This window comes from Pleionea sp. CnH1-48 (assembly GCF_024124665.1).
Classification (GTDB): Bacteria; Pseudomonadota; Gammaproteobacteria; order Enterobacterales; family Kangiellaceae; genus JAMXSB01.
Genome location: NZ_JAMXSB010000006.1, coordinates 18,472 through 42,145 on the forward strand (window position 1 = coordinate 18,472; position 23,674 = coordinate 42,145).

Annotated in this window: 12 protein-coding genes; 1 reads left to right on the forward strand and 11 read right to left on the reverse strand. The window is 40.3% G+C overall.

Annotated features, from left to right (window positions below; genetic code table 11):
* Positions 1 to 396: 396 nt before the first annotated feature.
* Positions 397 to 1,065 (forward strand): helix-turn-helix domain-containing protein, encoded by a 669-nt coding sequence (locus tag NH399_RS10565; RefSeq protein WP_253040136.1) that lies wholly within the window; start codon positions 397 to 399, stop codon positions 1,063 to 1,065.
* A 290-nt stretch (positions 1,066 to 1,355) separates the two neighbouring features.
* Here the strand turns inward: NH399_RS10565 and NH399_RS10570 are convergent, their stop codons facing one another.
* The 11 genes from NH399_RS10570 to NH399_RS10620 all read right to left on the reverse strand — a co-directional run bounded on the left by NH399_RS10570 (position 1,356) and on the right by NH399_RS10620 (position 23,520).
* Positions 1,356 to 1,619 carry a hypothetical protein gene (locus tag NH399_RS10570; RefSeq protein ID WP_253040138.1) on the reverse strand — a complete coding sequence of 88 codons (264 nt, stop codon included), beginning with the start codon at positions 1,617 to 1,619 and terminating at the stop codon, positions 1,356 to 1,358.
* Positions 1,620 to 1,854: 235 nt separating this feature from the next.
* Positions 1,855 to 2,088, reverse strand: coding sequence for a hypothetical protein (locus NH399_RS10575; protein ID WP_253040140.1), 234 nt, complete (start codon positions 2,086 to 2,088; stop codon positions 1,855 to 1,857).
* Positions 2,085 to 12,494: a fibronectin type III domain-containing protein gene (locus NH399_RS10580; protein WP_253040151.1), complete on the reverse strand. Its 10,410-nt coding sequence runs from the start codon at positions 12,492 to 12,494 to the stop codon at positions 2,085 to 2,087. The genes NH399_RS10575 and NH399_RS10580 overlap by 4 nt, the downstream gene beginning before the upstream one ends.
* 287 nt (positions 12,495 to 12,781) lie before the next feature.
* On the reverse strand, positions 12,782 to 13,282 hold the full coding sequence (locus NH399_RS10585) for a hypothetical protein (protein WP_253040153.1): 501 nt from the start codon (positions 13,280 to 13,282) through the stop codon (positions 12,782 to 12,784).
* Between the two features lie 54 nt (positions 13,283 to 13,336).
* On the reverse strand, positions 13,337 to 17,452 hold the full coding sequence (locus NH399_RS10590; protein WP_253040155.1) for an ATP-binding protein: 4,116 nt from the start codon (positions 17,450 to 17,452) through the stop codon (positions 13,337 to 13,339).
* A gap of 14 nt (positions 17,453 to 17,466) precedes the next feature.
* On the reverse strand, positions 17,467 to 18,393 hold the full coding sequence (locus NH399_RS10595; protein WP_253040157.1) for a hypothetical protein: 927 nt from the start codon (positions 18,391 to 18,393) through the stop codon (positions 17,467 to 17,469).
* Positions 18,394 to 18,905: 512 nt separating this feature from the next.
* The gene (locus NH399_RS10600) at positions 18,906 to 19,778 is read right to left on the reverse strand and encodes a hypothetical protein (protein ID WP_253040158.1); all 873 of its coding nucleotides are present in this window, start codon (positions 19,776 to 19,778) and stop codon (positions 18,906 to 18,908) included.
* A 337-nt stretch (positions 19,779 to 20,115) separates the two neighbouring features.
* Entirely contained in the window at positions 20,116 to 20,796 is a 681-nt protein-coding gene (locus NH399_RS10605) for a tRNA-uridine aminocarboxypropyltransferase (protein ID WP_253040160.1), read from the reverse strand.
* A gap of 152 nt (positions 20,797 to 20,948) precedes the next feature.
* The gene (locus NH399_RS10610; RefSeq protein WP_253040161.1) at positions 20,949 to 21,518 is read right to left on the reverse strand and encodes an Hsp20/alpha crystallin family protein; all 570 of its coding nucleotides are present in this window, start codon (positions 21,516 to 21,518) and stop codon (positions 20,949 to 20,951) included.
* 342 nt (positions 21,519 to 21,860) lie between these two features.
* A complete protein-coding gene (locus NH399_RS10615; protein ID WP_253040163.1) occupies positions 21,861 to 23,021 on the reverse strand; it encodes an MBL fold metallo-hydrolase in 1,161 nt (386 codons plus the stop codon).
* A 97-nt stretch (positions 23,022 to 23,118) separates the two neighbouring features.
* Positions 23,119 to 23,520 carry a nuclear transport factor 2 family protein gene (locus NH399_RS10620; RefSeq protein WP_253040165.1) on the reverse strand — a complete coding sequence of 134 codons (402 nt, stop codon included), beginning with the start codon at positions 23,518 to 23,520 and terminating at the stop codon, positions 23,119 to 23,121.
* Positions 23,521 to 23,674: the final 154 nt, after the last annotated feature.

The following is a 23,674-nucleotide window of genomic DNA, read 5'->3' on the forward strand; positions in this document are numbered from 1 at the left end:
TCAAAAGCAACTCAACTTTCCTTTGAACTTGAGACTGCAGGCTTCGCTCTTTGGGTATATACAACTTAATTACAAGGATAATATTTCAAGAACTTAAGTGCTATGTTCTTGGATGTCAGAAACAGCCAAGCCATACGTTAAATCTAGAGATGCCCCCTTTTTTTGTATGCAACTCATACATTGCAAAGGGTCGGTAAAGGCCAATATTTAACAAAGTATCGCCATTGCTAATAATTGTTTTTTCTCAGTAGAATAGGGAAAAGATAATTAAACGCCTAAAAAGTTTGTTTTTTGAGCGTTTTTATACGTAAACACTATGACAGTCGGTGTCGTAACGTCATTGGAGAAGGGAAAGCTAGGTTAAATTAGAGTTTTCAACCACTGGAGCTTTCCATTATGAATATGAACTTGAAAACAGATGTAGCAAAGAAATTACGCAATAACAAAGGCTGGTCTCAACAACAGTTGGCAGAGATATGCAATGTGAGTCTTCGCACTATACAACGACTGGAAAACACTCATACCTGCTCTTTAGAAACCTTAAATGCTCTATTAGCTGCATTTGGCGTTAGCAGGCTTGAATTGGAAGCCGAATCCCAGAGCACTCCTAATAAACAGAAGAGTTTAAACTGGCTTAGCTCACTCCATATCCCGAAGGTGTTTTATTATGCAGGAACTCTAATAATCGGATTTTTCTTGCTGACTTACTCAATATTTTATAGCGCAATTATTAACGCAGCTTTAGAAAGTGGTGCAAAAATACAGTGGTTTGGTGCCAGTATTGTGCCAGAAACAGCTCATGCTACTACTAACTCTGTTGTAATGCCTCCGCTGTTAATTATCGCGCTTGTGGTGTTAGGCTCTCTGCTCTTTGGCGTTTTAAAAAAAAATCAGTGGGCTGGATTCTTATCGATTGTAGCAGTTCCATCGATTTATTTATTGTTCAAGTTTCATGAAATGACCTTAACGCCTGTTAGCCTGTTTTTCGCAATCACCATAGGATACGTTTTATACAGAATGAGTCTTTACATTAAATCACTCAGAGAACTCACCAAAGGTATTTAAATAGCAAATACTAAGTTCTGCAAATCGTCCAGTATCTACATTCGATGATTTGCAGAGCTTTTTAATTCAGGAAAATTCACTAGATATTCCGACCATAGCACTTAGCTTAAACCACATTAAGAAACCTCTCGCAAAACCGAGTCAAGAATCACATCTAACTTCATTAAATATTTAATGGCCGCTTCAATAGCTCCCTCAGAACCAGAAGCGATCTGTTTACTAATAAGCTCCATCTTGTCCACAACTCATTACCTTCTAATGATAAAAAACAGTCTCACTCACTTCTGCACTCAGCTTTTCTCCAAGGCTTCAGAGTATTGATCTTCACTATCAAACACCATGTAGTCCTGTATTAAATCCCACGCAATCGCACATGGACGACCAGCCGCCCAATCATTGTTCGTCGCTCCTGCGGGGACTTCTCCAACAACAAAGATTCTTCCAAACTGTTTTTCGAATGAAATATTTTTTATTGCCAAGTTCTCACTTTCTGTTCCAAACGAGACTACTTTCCCTTCAAAATCCAAACCGTCTATCACTTCTTTATTTTTCATAACTTTATGTTCTTCCTTCAATACTCTCTAATTCGCCAACCACTAGTTGCATGCATCATGTACTTAACTTCTCTCATTTATGTACCTTTGATTGAAAAGCGCCCTGCTTACGGAAAGCATTTGTAACTTCTCATAAACAGGACGTCAGATAGTTCTTTTTCCACACCTGCTTACAAGAAGCATATGCTACCTCTTGTAAGCCGAGTCTTTACTAGAGCTATGTGTAACCCTGTTATTACCATACCTTAAATTTAGAATTACAAAAGCCGGATGCGACATCCAACATTTCTAGTAGTTTATCTTCATACTCTTCTTCAAGACCTACTCTCATTGACTCTAGAGTATCAATTGCATCAGACTGACTTCCACCACTTTGTTCATACTTTTTTAAAATTAGAGACATTCCAGCTAGGTCCAAGTTACCACGAATAGCGGAACCTACTTTCAGCTTTAACTTTTTATCAATCATTCTTTGCTCCATGAATCCTTAGTTTCAGATAGTGCTTCTTGGTATTCTTCCAACCTCATACTTTTAGATGGCTGAATTGTTCCATGTGTATCAGAGTCTTGAACGTATTTTAACTTCTCACCAAGTTGAGAGCTCTTAATCGACCAAACAGGATCTTTTCCCGTTCCACCATGCTCAGAAGGCCTTCTATGTCTTGGTAAATTTTGAGGTGTGTCAGGAGCAACAGAAACCCCACCCGTATCTGGATGAACACAGCCTTTACAGTCCACAGGAATATCTGTATCTGGTCTAGCTCCTAGCGTTCTTGCAGAAGCTCCTGTTTCGGGACCATTTGAGTCTCCTTTCATCCCTCGATATAAGTTAATATCTTCTACATCACCAGAGCCACTGATCCCATCGCTGCAATTATCACTATCATTATGAACCCAAACATCCGCTTCAGTCACAAAATACGTGTGAAAGTCTTCCACTGTCAAGTTATAAGCATAGTACTCATCAGCAATATCTTCATTAGTGATAACTGTTAATGTAACACCTGCCTTATCAGTGGCAACTTTATCACCAACTACTAAAGCATCAGCATCAACCCAACCATCTGCGATATCGAAGAAAGGGTGCTCGTCTGTCGTAAAAATGACCGTTATATTGCCATCATTATCTTCTAACTGAAGTTTACGTGTGTCATCTTCGTGCCACTCTTTGAAGGTTTTTAATACTCTTTTAAAGCCCTGCTCATCACCATGTTCGTCTTGAGAAAAAACGGTATCTCCAACCTTCAATTCCTCTATAGGCCGATAACCATCCTTAGTTAGAACCAAAGTACCTGCTAAGAATGAGTTAACACAGTTAATACTGCTGTTTCTCTCACTGTCTTTTCCTCCAGTACTCGAGTTAGAGCTATTTGAATCTGTTTTGACACTCTTACTTCCGTTGCTTCCTACCTTGCTTTTCAACTTGTTGGCAAGTGCACCTGCCTTATCCTTAACATAGCCGATGGCTTCTTTAGCCATCTTCATTTTCTTTAGAGCAAGTTCCTCCGCAGCCGTTTTTCCTACAGATATCATGGCAGCGCTAGCAGAAACCTCACCAGCTGAAAGCTTCTGGTAAGCATCAACACCAGAATCGATAGTCTCGTAAGCACCATAAGCCGCAAGCCCCCAAGAAATTGCTTTGGCGGCAACAGGTATCAAAAAGAACAGATAACCGCTCGGATCAGTCCCTGCCATTGGGTTATTTAGCACATAAGAATAAGGGTTAAACGATTGACTATTACCTGGCTCCTGCAAGAATGGGTCAACACTCATAAAGCGGCCAAGATTATAATCATATACTCGACCATTCATGTGGATGATTTGCGATGAATCCAAATGCTCATGGTCCGTAAAGCCTCGATTTGTAACATCAGAGGCTAGGACTTGCATCAATTTATCTTGATACTTCTCATCTCTTGGTCGACCAAAGGGGTCAAAACTATGAGTTTCTTTTACTGCTCCTTTTTCATCCAATACAGCGGCCATTGAGCCAAGACGATCACGATGGAAAAATCCAATACTATGGACAGCCGAGTGACTATCAACAGTTTCAGTAATAACCGCAATATCATCTAGGTAGACTTTGCTTTCTGTTTTAGTTCCTGTCGTAGTCCTCTCGAAAACCTTATCGATATAGAAAGTCGTAGTAGCAATACCTGCCGCATCTCTCACTTGCTTATAGCGCATTTGATCTGCACCATAATAAAGTTGAGTCGTAGACGAAGAGGTAACTACTTGGTCAAGCGGACTGAGGAAACTTCCACCACTTACAACTATTTTTGTAGGCTTATTAAACGCATTATACGTAATATGTCGAATGCTATCCGAAACTAAATCTCCATCGCTTATTAGGCTGTCTGAAACCAAGTTTCCGTTATTGTCATAGTTATAGTAGCGATATCCCTTACCATTCTTTTGAGTCACTCTACGAACAGCATTAGGGCCAGCGTTGCCATAACTTCTTTCACTGCTTCCATAAACATAAGCATTATTACCATCAATACTAAAGTCAGTTTTCTTGAGTAAGTTTCCGACCGCATCATAACTGTAACTAACAGGCCTATACTGAACGTTATCAACAACTCTGTTCGATTGAATTAGGCGATGTAAATTATCATAATCAAAGCTCTCCTCACCTCTGCTCGCATTCAATCCATAATTATCAACTGCTTGCTTCTTAAGGTTTCCGAAAGCATCATATTGATCGTAAATAAGCTTTTGTAACTCACTTCCATTTTTAGTAAGTGTACTTAGAGCAAGCTGCCCAGTCTCTGGATAGTAGTTTCTATCAATACCAACAATATTATTGGCCAGAGTAACGGCTTCCCATTGCCCCTGAGCATTCATTGCATCTACTCGACGATAAGTATAGTCATTACCCACATTAAAAGTGCGAGTCAAAAAGCCCCTATCATTGTACTCATAACCTACAACAAGATTATTGGGGTAAGTTTTACCTTTCAACCGACCATGGTTCTTATCGTAATGATTTTCCAGCGAAAAGCTATAACCATCAATATGAGTTGTCTTAGTTGCAATACGGCACAGAGCATCATAACTGTATTCACGGCTGAAACTCTCAGATAACCGATGGACTGTCTCACCTGACTTCATTCCCAAACAAAGACTATTCTCATCTTTGCGAGCATCATCATACGTCCAGCTAGCTTCTTTAACTCCATCAACATCCCTCTGAGTTAGTCGTCCAAGTATGTCATAGTGATAGTAGGATAACTGACCATTGGCATCCTTTTCCGACTCAACACTACCGAACCCATGATACGTGAAAGTTTTTTGTCCCATATTGGGATCTTTTACCCATTCTTTCTGTCCGAGCGCGTTATATTGAGCAACAATCTTCTGCTGCTTGGCATCCTCTAAAAGAATAGGTAAGCCCATGCCATTATAGGCGTATCGAGAAACGCCCTGATAGGCATCGGTAGTTTTTACCAGCTGTCCAAGTCCATTTCGCTCTCGGCTCATTGAAATGCCATTAGCATCAATATTGGTTTTAAAGCCTGAATAGTGATACTTAATTACAAGTTCTTGGCTAGCTGTTTGGTCGATAACCTTTTGAGTAAGACGGCCTAAGTCATCAGCATAGGTGTAGTGAGTACCTTCTGTTGACTCAGTAGAAAACTGTGGGACAGACTCAAAAGTAACTCGCCCCAAGTGATCGTAAGTTGTTTTTGATATGACAGTGTCACTTTCAGAAAACCCTGCACTTTCTACTCGTATTGCTCTTCCCACCTTGTCAAAGTAGGTTCTAACCGTTGGAGAGCCAGACTGATACGCTGAGCTAATATATGCGGCTAGAGGATCGTCACAACTCTCTGATAACACATTCTCCGGAGCATATCCGAGACACCATTGCATGCGAGTGGAAACATGTGAAGCTCCTTGTGTTTGTTGGCCAACCAACCCTCCAAGACTATCGTAACTAAATGAAGTTCTGACATCGTTGATATCTTCGTTCCATTCAACTTCACCATGTTTTTCTGACGTTTTCAGCTCAACTTTATGATCTAGCGAGTTGTTGACTGCTTTAACAAAATATCCATCAGAGCTAAATGTTGATGTTTCCACACGAGCAGAACTTTCTCCTTCTGCCGATAGCGACTTAGATGCCAGTAGCCCATGTTGACTATATGTCATGGCCGTTCGTGACCACTTACCTGAGCTGGGAGAAACCAAAATACTGCTAGGCAAACGATTATTCCATGATTCATAAGTCGTCGAGATTGACTGCTCTGTATCTGTACCAGGTTGAATAGGTAGACCATTTCTTGAAACGATCGCATTAGTCGTTTTAGTAATTGTTTTTAGTTTATTCAGCCATCCTTCAGAAACATCGCTATAGTCGTAACTATGACTGGTCACAACATTCCTTTTATGAGTGCTTCCAGACTCTTCATAAGTATTTGATACCATAAGAGGATTACCTAGATAATCATAGGTTGACGACTCACTAACTTTATAAAGCTCAGTTCCTCGGTTGACTAAATCATAGTTAGTAATAACACTAAACTTTGGTGCAATAAAGAAGTAGCTACCTGGTGGATACGAAAAATTGTCTTGGCTCGAAAGCACCGTTAACTCCAGCTCTTTTGAGTCATCAGGAATCATCGTCCAATCAATCGAACTATTTGTTAGTGCATGTTCTGAACAATCTTCATCTTCATCACGTATCAAACACGTCAAGTCAGATTTAATCTGTCCGCCGAGAGGAAAGGTTTGATGATAGTTCGATACACTGCGAATTCCTGTTGCCAGGTCATCAACAATCATTTGCTTGAAGCCTTGGAAGCCATGCCCTTTATGATCAACTAAAGCATTACGATAACTATATAACTTGGTATTGAACCCGGCCTTACAGTGTGAGTGATAAATAGACGGAGAACTAGAACACTCATCGCCAGCTTTCGCACCATGCTGTTGATGAAATACACTCACAACAGGCATCGAAGAAGTTACTAAGTTTTGATGTAAGTGAAGACTTTCTTTATCAGCATCATTGGGGATTTCATAAAGCTTAGGAATACCTAGCGCTCGAGAATCTGTGTTTGCTAACGTTGCGAACTCCCAACGAGATTCATGCTTTAGTCCATTTTTGACGCTTTGAAGAATATCTTGATGACCAGATGCATTTTTAATTTCGTAGATACCATTTTCAGTGCCTGGACCACCGACCAAATCAGCTTGAGTTACTCCAGACATACCTTCTCCGCCACTAGAGTAGCGATTAAAGTTCTTTATTGAATATCCACGAATATCAAATAAATTACTGACACCATTACCGTATATGTCACCACTAAAGTGATTGGGCGTAGCCGTTATATCGGTAGTATTTTTTACAAACTGTAGAGTGCCACTTAGACTAAATGCATCGTACTTATATAGTCCTCTATCAAACTGAGCAAGCATACCATTTTGAGCATATAATCCCTCGCCGCAAATAACAGCAACGTCCAATAAGTCAACTTCTTCACGAGTCATTTCCATCGCTTGAACAGCTTGCTCTTGAAGCTCCGCTGCCATACTCGTTATAGAGTTATACCCACCTAATGAGTGGAACTGTGAAAAAAAGCTGCCATGCACATCTATTGCACTTAACCCGAAGATTGAAGTGGAGCCTCCATCTGTCATTAAATCAAAAACTGTAGAATTAACAGATTCAGCTCCAAGTCGATATCCCATGTAATCTACGCAATACTCCAACGTATTTTGCCCTGGAAGCATCAGTTCTTCTTTTCCATCTCCGTTCCAATCGAGTACTTTTACACCAGACTTCGCTGCCCAGTATGTTTTTCCTGCAACCCCCCTTTTTTCATACAACCATTGAGATTTCTGAGTATTTTCAGGGTCTCCAAATGTTTTATCTCCTAGATTTATTTGATAATTCCAGAATCCATTCTGAGCAGTCAAAATGTCTTGTAAACCATCGCCATTTAAATCAGCAAATATGTAATACAAGTTTTGTGCTTTAGAGGGGAAGTTCACATTAGAAGCTAACTTAGGAACAGCAGTCAGCTTTCCATCTATTCCTCTTTCAAAGTAGATAATTGCATATACATCATCTAAATCCCCATAGTTTTCATTGGGAGATAAAGTCACGAGATAGTCTAAAGTTCCATTACCATCAATATCTTTTAGTCTGAAGTAATCAAACCTACTAAATCCTGAGAAAATAGTTGACTCATTAAACAACTCAACAGCAGAGCAAAACTTCAAGTTCCCTTTTGTGGAGCAGTTGGGGTAATAAACATTTTTGCTAACAAAGTCCTGAAGACCATCTCCATTAACATCATATACATAGTGATAATCAGTTTTACCACTTAGACCAGTACTTTTTGAGGAAAACGTACCTCCATTCCATGAAGCAAAATACAGCTCATCATCTTTCCAATATAAGATGTCCACTTTGCCATCTTGATCAAAGTCAACTCTCTGCCTAGAACTTCCAGCTATATTTGCAATCACTTCATGTTCAGTTGGCTTAATTACATCGAAATTACCAGCGCTATTAATTGAAATAAACTCAGGATTAGGTCGCTTCCCATCCATCAGCAAATCGCCCAAGCTATGATAGGGACTTTTAATCATCAGCTCATTAACGCCATCTCCATTAATATCTTGCGAGACGGAAACAGTAGAACTCCTTTGATTCATTTCATAGAACAAATAATCATCAATTGGTAAACGCTTGGCCGAGTCATAGTTAATTTCAGACTCACTCCAATCAAAAGTAGTCGCAGGTAAACACATATTACCAGCACACTCAGTAACGCTCCTGACTAGCGAACGGCCAGTTCCTTTCGCATAATCACCATAATCAATGGTGTAGTTTCTAACCTCACTACTTTGATACTTCGTCGTGATTTTAGTTAGTCGATATTGCTGTTTCGATAAGCCACCCACCATGTAAGATTCGTTAATATCATCACGAACCTCATAATCAAAATGGACTTGTCTATCACCTTTCGTAGTTCCATCACCAGTATAAAAAATATCGACCAGGCGAATAGCGCCAGAATCGATTACATACTCATAATCAATTTGGTTACCAAACTGATCTTTTTGTGTATTTAGCATCCAGCTTAAGGTTTCACTTTTTCCAGAGAGCTTATGCTTCGCTTGTTCAGCCAAACCAAATGTTAAGGTTTGATGATTATCTAATTGAACAACAAAGTAGCTGCTATTCGTGTTTAAGTCGTTATATTGCTTAACAATGGTTCTTGGATTCGTTTCTAGTCGATAAATCGCACCACCTTTTCCGTAAGATACCGAAGAGTCTTTATCAAGTTTCAGCTTCTCTCCCCCTAAACAAAGTCTGTCAGTAGTTTCAGAGAAGCTCACTTTTTTAGTGAATCCATCTGATGCAAAAGTAGCATCACAACGACTGATAAGCTGAGCTGCATTTAAGTTCCACCCCATACCAGCGACACCATTCCCACTACGAGAGGAATAGTTCAACGAGACACTGGGCTGCATACCATTACGGCCAGGAGGTACAGCGATTGGAATGCTATAGGTTGCAGCACCACCAGAAACACCTGCCTGACCTTGTACTGCTCCAACAGCCTGTTGCTCAGGCACCTGAATGGAAACCAGAGCCGCATCAGGAATTTCAACAACATCTTTATTTGCAAAGTCAGGAACAATATTTACACTGACCGTTTTTACATCGCTTTCTTGAGAACATGACCAATCGTATTGATTACAGGCTTTAACACGGAAGCCATAAACACCATCAGAGCTTTCGTTAACATCATAAGAAGTACCCGACATATTGGATGAAACAGCACCCCAGCTGCCGCCGTTTACTTGCTTCTCCAACACATAGAAAGTTGCATGAGACACACTGTTCCAGCTCACCGAAAACTTACCATCACTATCGGTATTTGAAGTCGGAGACGCAATTACTGGCGCAGCTGGAATTAATCTTACTTTTACATCTTCAGAAACAGGACTGTATTCCGAACAAGCCCACCCATACTGATTGCAAGCTCTAACCTGATAATCATAATCACCAGAAGTTTTTCCTGATAACATTGCAGAAGTAGCAGTTGTATCTTTTGCAACAACACTCCATTGGCCGCCATTATTTTTGCGTTCAATTAATTCATAGACGGATACATTCCCTGAAGGCTTACTCCAACTTACTGTATAAGAACCATTAGTACTTGTTGCGGGACCAGAAGGTGCCGAAGGAAGAGTAGGAACTAATCTTACTAAAGTTTCTCCTGAATCAGCGCCATATTCAGAACATGACCATGCATAACCATTACAGGCCCTGACTCTAAAATCCCAACTGCCATCGGTTAAACCTGAAATTTTTCCGCTGGTTTTGGTATCACTAACTCGCGCTGTAACCCAGCTACCACCATTGCGTCTTTTCTGAACATCATAATAAGTAGCATGGTCTACTGCCGACCAACTTATATCAGCTTCACCTGTTGAAATTTCAGGCAGTTCTACAATAGCTGGTGATTGAGGTTTTATCGCGACAGTTAGCAAACTGCTAGTTGTATAAGAACTACATCCACTTGCATTACAAGCTCGGATCCTAAAATAGTAAGTACCGCTAGTTAATCCACTTACCAGCTTACGCGTTGCATTTGGAGTACTCCATATTTGCTCCCAATGACCATTAGTTTGAAACTCCAAACGATACTCTGAAACTTGCCCACTGGCTGTTGCCCAACTCACTTCAACATCGCTACTGGTACTTTGAGCAACAACACTGATAGATGCTGGTGCCGCTGGCACATACAAAACTTGAGTTGATTGACTATGACTACTATAAGAAGAACAAGCAAAATCGTTGCATGCACGAACACGATAGGTATAAGAACCATTACCTCGGCCGCTTAAGGTTAACGATGTTGCACTGGTATCGTTAGCAACAACCGTATAACTGCTGCTGCCATTTTTATACTCGATAACATCATAAAAAGTGACGGTGCCGCTCGGCTTGCTCCAAGAAACCGTAAACTTGCCATCAACATCGTTTGCGGGAACACTGGGAGAAGAAGGCACAGAAGGAATTAAACGAACCGTTGTACTGGCAGAAGCACTGCCATAACCAGAACAAGACCATGAATATTGATTACAAGCTTGCACACGGAAGGACCAGGAACCATCGGTAAGACCCGAAACGCTTAGAGAAGATGTCGATAATTTGCTATCTACAGGTGTCCATGAACCGCTACCTAGACGTTTTTGCAAATCGTAATAAACAGCACTATTGGGAGACGATGTCCAACTCACAGTGACACCACCATTTGACTGAGAAGACGAAATCGACGGCGTCGGTGCACTGGGTTTTAATCGCACAGGAATCGATTGGCTATGACTACCATAAGATGAACAAGCAAAATCGTTACACGCTCGCACACGGTAGGTATAAGAACCATTGCCACGACTACTTAAGGTTAACGATGTTGCACTGGTGCGATAAGCCACAAGTGTATAACTGCTGCTACCATTTTTATATTCAATCACATCATAAGCAGTGACATTTCCACTAGGCTTGCTCCACGAAACACTAAACCTTCCGTCGACATCATTAACAGGCACACTGGGCGCAGACGGCATAGATGGAATGATACGAACCGTCGTACTGGCAGACGCACTGCCATAGCCAGAGCAAGACCACGAATACTCATTACAAGCACGTACTCGGAAGGTCCAAGAACCATCCGTTAGCCCTGACACTAATTTTGAATTAACAAATAATCCACTGTTTACTGATGTCCAAGAGCCACTGCCTAAGCGTTTTTGTAAATCATAATAAACAGCCTTATTGGCCGATTTATTCCAACTGACGGTAACACTTCCATTAGATTGTGAAGAAGAAATTGAAGCAGTAGGAGCAGCCGGAATTAATCGAACACGAACCAGATTAGCCGATCCAAAAGAAGAACAGGTAAAATCATTACAGGCCTGAACTCGATATTGGTAATTCACATTATTGGTTCGTCCGCTACGACTTATACTGGTCGATGTATGATTGAGAGCCAAATTCGTCCAGCTGCCACTCCCCACTTTTTCCTGAATATTGTAGTGGGTCACGGTTCCAGATGGTTTTGACCAAGAAACAGTGTAACTGGTCGACTTTGAATCAAGACTGACGGGTGCATTGGGTTTAGATGGCGCAAACCGCACCTTCACCGTGTTATAAGCACTAAAACCTGAACATGCCCAAGATTCTCCATTACATGCCTGAATCTGATATTGGTAGGTTGTATTGTTGGCTTTTCCTGAACGGCTGATAGAAGAGGAAGAATAATTAGACGCAATATTAACCCAGCTACCTCCAGCTAAACGTTCCTGGACATTGTAGTAGGTCGCTCCAGCAACAGCGCTCCATGAAACCGTATAGCTACCGTCGTTATCGTTAATATTGGCAGGTGCCGAAGGCGCAGAAGGTATCTTCTTTACAGTCGTATATGAGCTGGAGGTGTAGCCAGAGCAGAGCAGGCTAGTGTCCGTTGTACGACAACTTCTCAAATAATAACGGTACTTTCCATCGCTACGACCTGAAATAGAATGACTGGTCGCCGTATTGGACAAACTTGCAATCCGTACCATGCTACCATCATTCTTGGTCTCATAAAGCTCATAAGAACTGAACAACGGGATGCTTGGCGACGTCCAGGTGAGTGTATAGCTCCCATTCGTATTGGTTGTAGGCCCCACCAAATTAGTTGGTGGAGCGGGCGGAGTCGGTGTTCCCCCACAATTAAACCCGGGCAGGCAGCCGCCGCCTTCCTTAGGAACAAAACCTCCTTTTTCTGGGAATGCTAGCGCATGTACCATCGAGGTAATAAATAGAGCAGACAAATAGATCATTGATCGTTTTATCATCGACATGGGGAACATAATTTATCCTTCACCAATCAAGTTATTCAGATTACTTATTAATCAACGTTAGAGTTGCAGACTCCTTTCTGCACACGTGCCCACACTGCACTACTCAGTCATCAGCGCGATCTTCTCATAGCGGAGAAATGCGAGTTAGAACTATTCGGCCATCCTGTGGTAAAAATCGGCCATTTAAAATTTTTCCTTTAATTACAAAACCTTACAACTTAATGGCATCCATATAATGCAAGCCATCAAACACCATTTTGATTGGTGTAGGTCATGTTTTCTGACGATTATTTAAACTTAAACTGCTCAGATAACTTAGCAGCAAGCGCCTTGTTTTCTTCGCCATAAACCATCAAGAAGTGATAGGTTTTGCCATCTTTTTCACATAGCTTATTCTTTGCGAAGCGTTGATGCTCGGGAATAGTGTTTGAGAAAGATAAGCACAAAAAATCACCTTCGTCCGAAAAGTCGCCGTATTGAGTACTCCCTCCCCAGCGCTCAGAATTGAATTTTGAGCCTTCAATTAACATGTCTTTACGATCAATTTTTTCTTTTATCAAACGATCTTCGGTAATCGAAAATCCATACTCAACCCCTTGATAAGAAGCCGTCCATATTTTCCAATAGAGTCCTGCGGCATCCCCCGTTCCCTCATGGGTATTATAAAGAGGAGCTTTAGGAAACCATATTCGGAAGTCTTCGATTTTTTCGTAAGAACCATCTGCGGCACCAGCCATAGATGCAGTTCCCAATAGAATGACAGTCATCAATCGGGATAGATTTGGCATAGTTATTAAACCTTCGGATTTTTATTCTAAGTATCCTGCTCACTATAACTGTGACTAGTTGAAGTCTGAAGGAGCCTTTCCTGTATATTTTTTAAACTCTCGACTGAAGTAGGTGTGCGATGAATAACCTACTTTTAAATAAACATTAGAAGGCACTTCTCCCCCCTTAAGCAAAACTGAAGCCTTTTCCATTCTGAAATTCCTCACAAACTCCATAGGTGAAACTCCTAACAGCGCCTTAATTTTTCTTCGGAACTGACGCTCGCTAAGATGCAAGTCTTGCGCTAACAAAGTCACTGACAAGTCTTCTGAAGCATAATACTCTTCTAAATAGGCTTTGAGTCTTACTACAAAAGCTTCGTCTTTTTCCGTTGAAACAGACTTCTTATCATCTTTGCTACTTTGAGTCTCGAGAGTAGCATCGGATGCGTTAGTGCTAGCGAGCTCAACTTTATCAAAAGACAGGTCAGTATAATAACGTTGCAGTTTCTTTCGAATAGATAACAAGCTGTCGAGTCGAATCAATAACTCTTCATCATCAAAAGGCTTAGTTAAATATTCGTCGGCAAGCAACTTCCAGCTTTGTATACGGCTCTCTTTATCAACCCGTGCTGTGAGCATGAGTATTGGGATATGGCTGGTAGACTCGTGCATCTTGAGTTGCTGGCACACCTGATGCCCAGTTATTCCGGGCATCATAATGTCACAAATAATAATGTCAGGAACCATCTCTTGCGCTAACTCAATACCGACCTCTCCAGTATGAGCTTTAATACATTGATAGTTGGCTTCGACGACTTCTCCCAGATACTGTCTCATATCAGTATCATCCTCGATGATCAATGCAAGAGGCTGCTGCTCATCGATGTCATCAAAAGCACTTGAATCAACTGACATCAACTTATCATCGGCTTGAGTAACGGACTCAATGTTTTCTTCTAATACTGCGCCAACCTCTACCACACAGGGCATATCTATTGTAAAAAGAGTGCCTTTGTCCTTATTACTGATGACTTCTACGTTGCCTTGATGAGCATTCGCGATTTCTTGAACCACAGCAAGTCCCACCCCACTGCCATGAGCTTGTAGTCTACCTTCTTCACCACGATTAAACTTTTGAAATATGTTGGCTACAACCTCTTTAGGAATACCAATGCCCGTATCTTTAACTTTTATGATTAAGTGCTCCCCTTGAGCTTTAATCATTAACTCAATGGTTCCGCCCTCGACATTGTATTTAATTGCATTTGATAACAGGTTCGAAAGGATTTTTTCAATCGCATCAGGAAAAACTTCAACCTGAATATTTTCTTCAATGGATGAAGTAAAAGTTAAACTCCCATTGTGTGATGCTAATTCATAGGCACTGGCTATATCACTCACCAGCTCATCTAAAGCATATCTTTGCTTGGGCAATGCTTTATTAACTTTTAGACGCTCTATTTCCAATAACTCATCAACTAACTTAAGCAAGCGCTCTGCATTTGACCGAATCATACCGAGCGGTGCTTTTTGTTCCTGCTTTGCATGTGTCAGTAGCTTTTTAACAGGACCAAGAATTAAGGTAATAGGTGTTCGGAACTCATGAGACACATTAATGAAGTCATTATTCTTTTGATGTAATAGCTTCTCTACTAATGTTTTCTGAACAGCCAGCTCTTGAGTTCTGAGATTGACGGTCACTTCTAACTCTTCTGCTCTTTTGCGAATGGCATGAGTTCGATAGATATAAATCACCGTAGGGATAAAAACCGCTAACAAAACGTAGGCAGCTTTCGCCCACCAAGTTAACCACCAGGGCGGATTAACAGTAATGTTTAATTTACCAACCTGTTTCCCCCATTGGCCAGAAGAGTCTGTAGCATTGATAAGTAAATCAAATTTCCCAACGGGTAAATTAGTAAAAGTAGCAACACGATTGTTTGACGATGTTGAAATCCAGCGGTCATCATATCCTTTGAGTTGATAACGATATTTCACATCGTTAGACTCAAAAAAGCGTAGAGCATTAAATTTAAAGCCCACAAATTTATCACTATACTCTAAAGTAACGTCTTGAGTAGCTTGAATAGCTAGGCCCTTGGTATACCGAGGCTCCGTTATTAAATCCGCTGACTTATTATCAATTAAAAACTCATCGATAACAGGAGTAGACCTCTCAGAAAAATTATTCAGTTGCTCAAGATCGATTTCATTTAAACCATGTAAGCCAGCGAAATAAAGTGTATTATTTTTCGCATCATAACTACTTGCTGGACTAAACTCTTTATTTTGTAACCCGTAAGCTTCGCCATAGTGACGAATAGTATAATCTTTTGTGTCCAACCGAAAAATACCGTTATTGGTACTTCCCCATAGTTTATTCCGTGTATCCAGCTCTAAAGCATAAATAGTATTGTTAGGGAGTCCTGACTTTTCCGTAAAATGCTTAAAAGTATCTTTACCATCGAAATAATAGAGTCCCTGACTTGCAGTCCCCATCCAAAGCCCGCCATCAGGTGTTGGTTTTAGTGCATAGATAGCATTATCTACGTTTTTCATCACGTCTGGCAGTTGCTCTCGAGTGAAGGTTTCAGTCTCAAGAAACATACGGTCGACGCCTTTATTTGTTGCTATCCAGAGTGATTCACTAGCAACATCCATGGCAATGGTTTGAATTTCGTTGTTTAGGAGTTTTTTGGGCGATTCACTTTGCTCAGAGTAATGAAGCAAAGTTTTCCTATCAGAATGCAGTTTATACAACCCACCTAAAGTACCAGCCCAAAGATTATCCTTCTCATCTCGCGCCAACCCAAAAACATCAAGATTTGCAAAACCAGGTTTGGAGTTGATCGTTGATGCGTAGAGAGTAAACTTTTGTGTCTTAGGTTTGTAATGCAGCAGACCATTTCCGGACGTACCAAACCACCAGCTATCTCCCTCCTTCTTCATAATCATGATGGACTTAATAGCTCTGGAAATGTCTTCATTATCGTGTTGATTTATCACCTGACAGCGATTCGTTTTGTAGTCCAGAATATGCAGACCTTCTCCCCAGACTGCGACAAGAAGCTGATCATGCTCCTCTTTTGATAGAGAAAATATTGCGTTACCTGACAGGCAGTCAGGGCTTTGATTTTCAGTTCTCTTTAAACCGAATCGCTCTGTAATCAAATGACTGTAAAAAGCACCTTCAAACTCACTGCCTATCCACAGAACATTATTAGAATCAACAAAAGCTGTGTTCACAACGCTATTATTGGAAAATATCTTTTCATCTAAAGTAAAACCGACAAACTCTTTTTTCTTCGCATCATATTTTTTTAATCCACTAAAAGTAGAAAGCCAAACAATGCCGTCAGAAGTAACAGACAAACTTCTTACTCTGGGATCTTCGTGCTTATTTACTATTGATAGGTTTTCGAGTTGAAGACTCTTTGCGTCCAGATGATAAAATCCGTCATAGGAAGCGATAAAAATGCCACCTTGATAAAACTCAACTTTTTCGGCAGGTCGACGGTTCCATTTAGCATACTGGTGAGAGTTATTGGTTAATGTAAGAAATGGAGAACCATCTTTTTCTCTTATCCAAATGCCATGACTGGTGCTTATCCAAAGTCGATTTTCTGCATCCTGTTGGATATGCTTAATAAAAATGGGGCCATCACTTTCTTTTTCGTCCAGTCGATGAATCGTCACTTGCTGTTGATTTACTTCATATAGAAGGCTGTCGTGAGTACCAATCCATAAACGCTCTTTATTATCCTGAAAAATATACGATAGCGTGCCAGTTAGTTGTTTCTGGGTATCGTCAGTAAATGCAGGACTGAACTGGTCTTTATTAAAATCGTATTCAACAATGCCTTTTTCAGTCACCACCAATATATGGCCGCTGCGGCTCAACATAAGATGTCGAACCTGGCTACCCAATCCTTGAGTTTTCTCCTGCTCACTTACCAAATAGTTTTTTATGGAATGTCCGTCAAAACGACTCAAACCATCCTGTGTGCCTATCCACACATATCCCATTTCATCCTTAATGATATGTCGAACGGTTTGTTGAGGAAGGGCTATCTCTCCAGATAGCCGCTTAACGGGATAAGTAGATTTTAATAGCTCGGCGTTGCTACTTATAGGAGCAGCAATGGAAAGAAATATAATGGTTAAATACGGTAGGTACCGAGCTATCATAAATATCTATTGGATTAGTTAACTTTACAGTTTTTGGCTCCAGAAGGACAACCTCCAACTCTTGATGGATGGGGATCACTGGTACTTCTGAATAAAATATGGCCATATGGCTGATTACCCACCACAGAGCGACAGACTTCCGACCAACCAGTCGCTAAACACAACGCATTATCAGGTACCGTAAGCTCTTGGTTTAATAGGTTACCAGACTCATCGTAAAATTTAGCTTCCTTATTAACAGCAAAGATACTCCAACTTTGAGTTTCTTTTATAGGCGAATTCTGTATTAAATCAACAAAGTAGCCATCCGTTGTTTTTACTTGAAGCGCCATAGGCGTATTCACAAAGTGAAAAGGATTAAAAGTAATCTTTGCCAGCTCGGCATTAACTAAATTTTCGACAAGCACATTATAGTTCACACTCCCTTGCCATGCTGGGTATTTTTCTGGCTCGAGTCCAACCGTTGTCATTTCTTCTAGAAAGAGCTTATTCCAAATGCCTGCAATAGAGTCATCGGCTTCTCTAATCAGCCAAGAGCTATCGATGTCGGTAAACTCATAGGCTGAGAATGCATTGTAATTTTGCAAGTACTCGCTTATCAACTGAGAAGTTTCAGCACTGTTAGCAACGGTTCGAACAGTAACCTGTAATTGACTTGCACCTTCTCGAAACCGACCCGGTAACATTGCTATTTTACGTTGCACTAAAATCGTTTTTGCAGTTACCACATCCTCTTTAATCGAGCTAACAATATAAGTTTTTTCTGGTGTAATTAGATGCTGAGTCTGAGGAAAAACGGTTTCAAAATGACTTTCTGCACGAGCTTTAAATTGCTCTGTAGTCGTACATGATTGACAGTCCAGATAAAACTTGCCTTGGTAATAAACTGAAGCATTAACACTAAAAGATAAAAATAATAAAATAAAGATCAAAATTCTCATAATAAACTTTCCTAAAATTAACGACGCAAAAATACCACAAAAAGAGATGACGATCAGTTCTAATTAGTCATTTTGGGGACAATTTTTTACTAACTTGCATAATAGTTACGTTTTAACTCCCGAAAGCATCCAGCTTTCAATAAATTCCCTGTGTATTATCAAGTTCAAACCTTTTGAGTCACTTCTCTCCTAAAGCTTAATAAAACAATAACATAAATACAGATACAACAACATTATATACCATTACAAATAATCCTTTATCGCGTACTCTCCTTACTTTTCCTTATTCACTCCTTATTTCACCATCTATTTGAAAACCAACTGATGCCGAGTCGCTTGAAAACATTTGCATCAAAGCTTCCAGCCATATCTATGCTAAATTTACAAATAAAACTACCTTTGAGTTTGTTAATTATTGAATGCGTTGCGAGCCTTAAGCCAGAAATAAAGCCAAAGATTAAGGACAGCTTGGAAATATCACCGAGCTGTCTTTAATTTTAAAGCTAATAAAGTTAGTTTCTCTTGCAGTTCTTTGCACCAGTTGGACATCCAGATACTTTTGCGCCACCTCCATCGTCAGCTATTTTATTGGTATTTTCCCGAACTAAAATACCTCCATATACAGTATTTTCACTACGACTTCGGCAAATTTCTTTCCATAAACTTGTAAAACAAGTAGCGTTAGGCGGTTCAGATGACAATCCACCTAATTGATTACCAGAACTATCTAAATACAAGTTTCCCTTTTGGACTGAAAAAACTTCCCAACTAGGGCTTTCCTTAACAGGAGATTTTTGAAACAGAGTAACGTAATACCCATCAGTGGTAACAGCTTCCACAGCTAATGGTGTATTTACAAAATGAAAAGGATTAAAACCCAAAGAACTTAACTCAGAATTAATGAAAGGCTCAATTGCTCCACCAAAGTTAGGTGTTCCTTCCCACATAATATTTTTATCATGCAGATATATTTTATTCCAAACTCTGGCTATGGTGCCGAAATCAATTAGAGAAAAATCATAGTGATTAGATATGTACTCATCGACTAAGAAATTAGTCCAGCTATCATTCGCAGCGACCTTAACCGTTATCTGGAGCTGACTGGCCCCTTCTCTTAATCCAGGAAGCATTGCGATCTTTCGCTGAATTCGAATGGTTTTAGCAGTTACTTGTCGCTCCTGAATCGAGCTAACAATGTAAGTCTTTTCAGGCGTAATTAAGTATTGATTCTGAGGAAAAACAGTTTCGAAGTGGTTTTTAGCACGTGCTTTAAAGTGCTCCGTAGTCGTACATGACTGACAATCCAAATAAAACTTGCCTTGGTAGTAAACCGACGCACTGGCACTAAACGATAAAAATAATAAAATAAAAATTAACAGTCTCATATTAAACTCTTACTAAAATTTGACGACGCGAAAATACCACAAAACGAGATTTGTTTCAGTATGGGTACTTGTTCTTGTGAATAATATCCATATTTTTTACAGGGCCACTTAAACCATCTTAATGAGAGTGCCAAAATCCAGTTTTTGGCAGCTCAATGCTCTAAAATCGTTCTAGAAAATAAACTATTATAAATTCAATAGATTAAGCCCATAGTTTAATGTGCTTTCGATTAAAAAGAGCTCCATATCTTACATACAAAGTTAGTAGTCCATGCGCTTACTAACTTATTACAAATAAAAGGCCGCTAATCATGCAATAAATTACTTCTTTTTTAACTCAATACTGCTGCACTGGTAAATTCTGCTTCATCGCCTGATAGTGCTTATCAAATAAAGCAAAGTACTCAAACAATGCCTTTGCACTCTCTGACTCTCCAACCGTAGCCAATGCCAGAGCGGCAGACTCAGCTGTAGAAAGATAAGAATCACAGGCTGCTTTTCGAGTGGTATATAACGTTTTTTCTTCAGGGTTTAGCTTAATAATAGAAAATTCTTTTAGCCACTGACTAAAGTTAAACATTCGTCGCCCCTGACGCCATGAGCCATCTAATAAGATAAACGTGAGCTTCTTATCAGTAGCGCTAGTATTAGCAGAAAAAACTTCCCGTTGTTGAGAGTCATCAGCAGGAAAAATAATAACGCACTCGCGGTCTGGCTCCTTCAATAGCTGCAATAGTTGCGTAGGAGGTTCTTTGCGATCCCAACAAAAAGCGTAAGTGCCTTGTGGGAATGTATCGGCAATTAATCGACCAGTGTTAGTTGGCTTAAATACTTCATCACGATGATAGATAAGAATAAAGTCGACATTGCTTTTTAAATTTGGCTGCTTTCCACATATACAATGGACAGGTGTTATCTGACAATCAGAACAACGCTCCACAAGAATGCCTCGAGCACGATAAGTCTTGCTAGACTCAGACTTAACTTTCTCCTTTAACTGGTGAAAAGCGTTTAACATATCAATCAGGCAACTGTGACTAGGGACGCCCTATTTTATCTCAAAAGTATTAGTATCACTATTGATTTTCTTTACGATGAACTTTTTAGGGGCTAGCTCCACATCTAAAGAAGCCACTAGAGAAGTAAAAATTATTATCTAAAAACTCATTATCACTTCTTTGGCAGGATAATGCTGACGCCATCGACTTCGTGCTCGATGGTCATTCTAAAATGGTCTACGGGTTCAGAAAATGACATTGAGCGCGTAAATTCTGTTTGTGAAGAGCCATTCGATGTATTGTGTTGATGAGGCAAATGAATCACCTTGCCCGATATGGTTAACATGCCATCTGAGAACTCTGTCTGAACTTCAACGTCTTGCTCTTCAGGCACGCTGACTCTAATTATGTAGAGTTCAGGCAAGTCTTCCTGTTCAATCGAAGGTTCGACAAATAAGTTGCCTCCGCCAGAACCGCCCCCCATACCTACAGCAGAAAACTGCTTCATCAGCAATTCAACTTGTTGGTGAACAACAGCCAACTGGCTTTTGGTATTGGCGGATAGTCCACTTAAAATATCCCAGTCAGAATCAATCTGAGGCTGCAACGCGGCTTGCAGCTCTAATTCTAATTGATTAACTTTCTGCTGTAATGCCCAAGAGTGATAAGCCAATATCAAACAGACTATCGATGCGATACCTGAGAAAAGCTTTAATCCTTTGATGTTAGTTTCGGTGGTCATATTGTTTCCCTTTCGCTAATGCCCGATCCAGAGCACTCACTACCAAAGAAACTTAACAAACTTGCAGTAGAGTATCAACTCACCACTTTTTATAGCCAAAGTATTTCAAGGTGCAGGTAGACGGCCAGCAAGCGAATCCCCTGAGCTTAGATAGACTAAGTGATTGGGGTGAGTGCGCGCAGCGCTGCAACTTGAACATCAGCGCCGCATCTTGAAAGGCGATGGGTATATTAAGAAAATGAGAACCATGACTCTAAGAGCTTATGGTCGTTTGACTTCCTTGTCGTAGCAATCATTTAAACTCAATTTTCAATAAGTTCAAACTCATAACAAATTTATGTTTTATAGGTCACTTATCTTCTTTCCAGCATACGACTTCCCTTCTACCACCAACTGAATATGCTTTGTTTTATTGCTCTTATCAACAAAGGTCAGTTCATCTCCCTTGGGCCACTCTCGTAACTCAAATGTATTCTTACCACGAAAAATAAGTTCCGTCATATATGCGCCTTTCTTGCGTATGTACAAGTGCCCTTTCTGTTCTATCACTTCAATCAAAGACTTGTCATTAAGCTCATAGATGCCAAGATAAGGCTTTAACTTCTCGTAATGCCAAAGAACAATTGGAGGTTTAATAGTTTCAGATGTTATCTGATAACCGATACGACGCTTCATCATGTCATCCGTCATAAAGTTTTCTCGCTTTTCACCATTAAAGCGCTGAAATAACTCAAGTAGGGTCGAGTCTTTGATCATGCTTTCTGGCGCAGCTCCCTTCTTATGCATCGCCATAACATGCTGAGTCCATTCAATAGAATCTCGTTTAAACTGCTTAAGATGCTTTACGTCCGTTAAATAACCGTGTCCTGGCACAACCACTGTATTGGGGTCTGACATACTGATAGATTTATCGAGCAACTCTACTTGCCCTGCAATGCCATAGAAACCTGACGATGGCCCCCAACTGGTAGCATGGTTGTCTCCAGTAAAAAGCGCATTATTCTTCTTAAGTCGAACTAAAACATCATTAAAAGTATGAGAGACTACGTGATATAGCTCCACCGTTTCGTCACCAAACTCCAGCGTTAGCTTATCTTTAAAGGTTATGTCCGCCAGACTGTCTCCTGGTCGATAATGAACATTTTCTTGAGTAACAATCGTTGCCCCCATTTTTTTGAAAAACGCATTTCCTCCACTGTGATCGCGATGATGGTGAGTATTGATAACATAACGAACAGGCTTATCTGATATCTCTCGAATAGCCTTGAGTAACATAGTATGGCTTTGTTCGTGAATGTTCATTGAGTCGATCAGCAAAATCCCACTATCTTCGATCACAACCCCACAATTCGCTCCTAAACCATTACCACCTAGCAATACATAGAAATTATCATTGATTTTCTTGGTTGTAATTTTTGCTCCAGGTCTAACACCTGCGCCATGAGCCAGCCCTAAAAACCCGACGGCTAACACTAATAGAACAATATATTTTTTAATCTTCATCTGAGCTTTACCTAACCCTTATTAAAATCATTGGATGACAACCGCGGGTGCATTTCTCTATCCACTGTCATTGGCATAACAGAACAACCCACAAGCATTACCAATACTCTTTAATCGTTTTTATCTTTCCATCTCGAAACTCATACAAGGTCGTTTTTCCATCAACTCTTGTTAAAGCGACCATATTCAATCCCACCACATATTTAGCGATTTTATGTTTTTGTAGATCGTCCTTATAACGCCCTCCCTGAAAATTTCTGACATACCCTTGGTAGATTCTCTGCCGAGAGTACTCACCTCCATAACCTTCATGTATGTATACAAAATCATCAGAGAAGAGCTCAAAAATCTTGTCGATGTCTTTTTCTGAAGCAACCGGTTTCGACAAAGCATGATGTCGCTCGTAGTACTCCTCAACAATTTCAACCAGCGCCTTACCTGATTCGGCCTGGGCCAAAGACCCCAATAGAAGCCCGGTTAACACTATAATCAACTTCATTAGTTTTCCCCTTTTCACAGTAGCTTTGGTAGATAGATCGGAAGCGATCCAATAGGTGCCAATCATCGAGCTATCTGCATTAATGCCACTCAAATATAAGGCAGTAAGTCAAAATGACTGACGACCCCTTTGGCTCACTATTGAGGAAATTTAG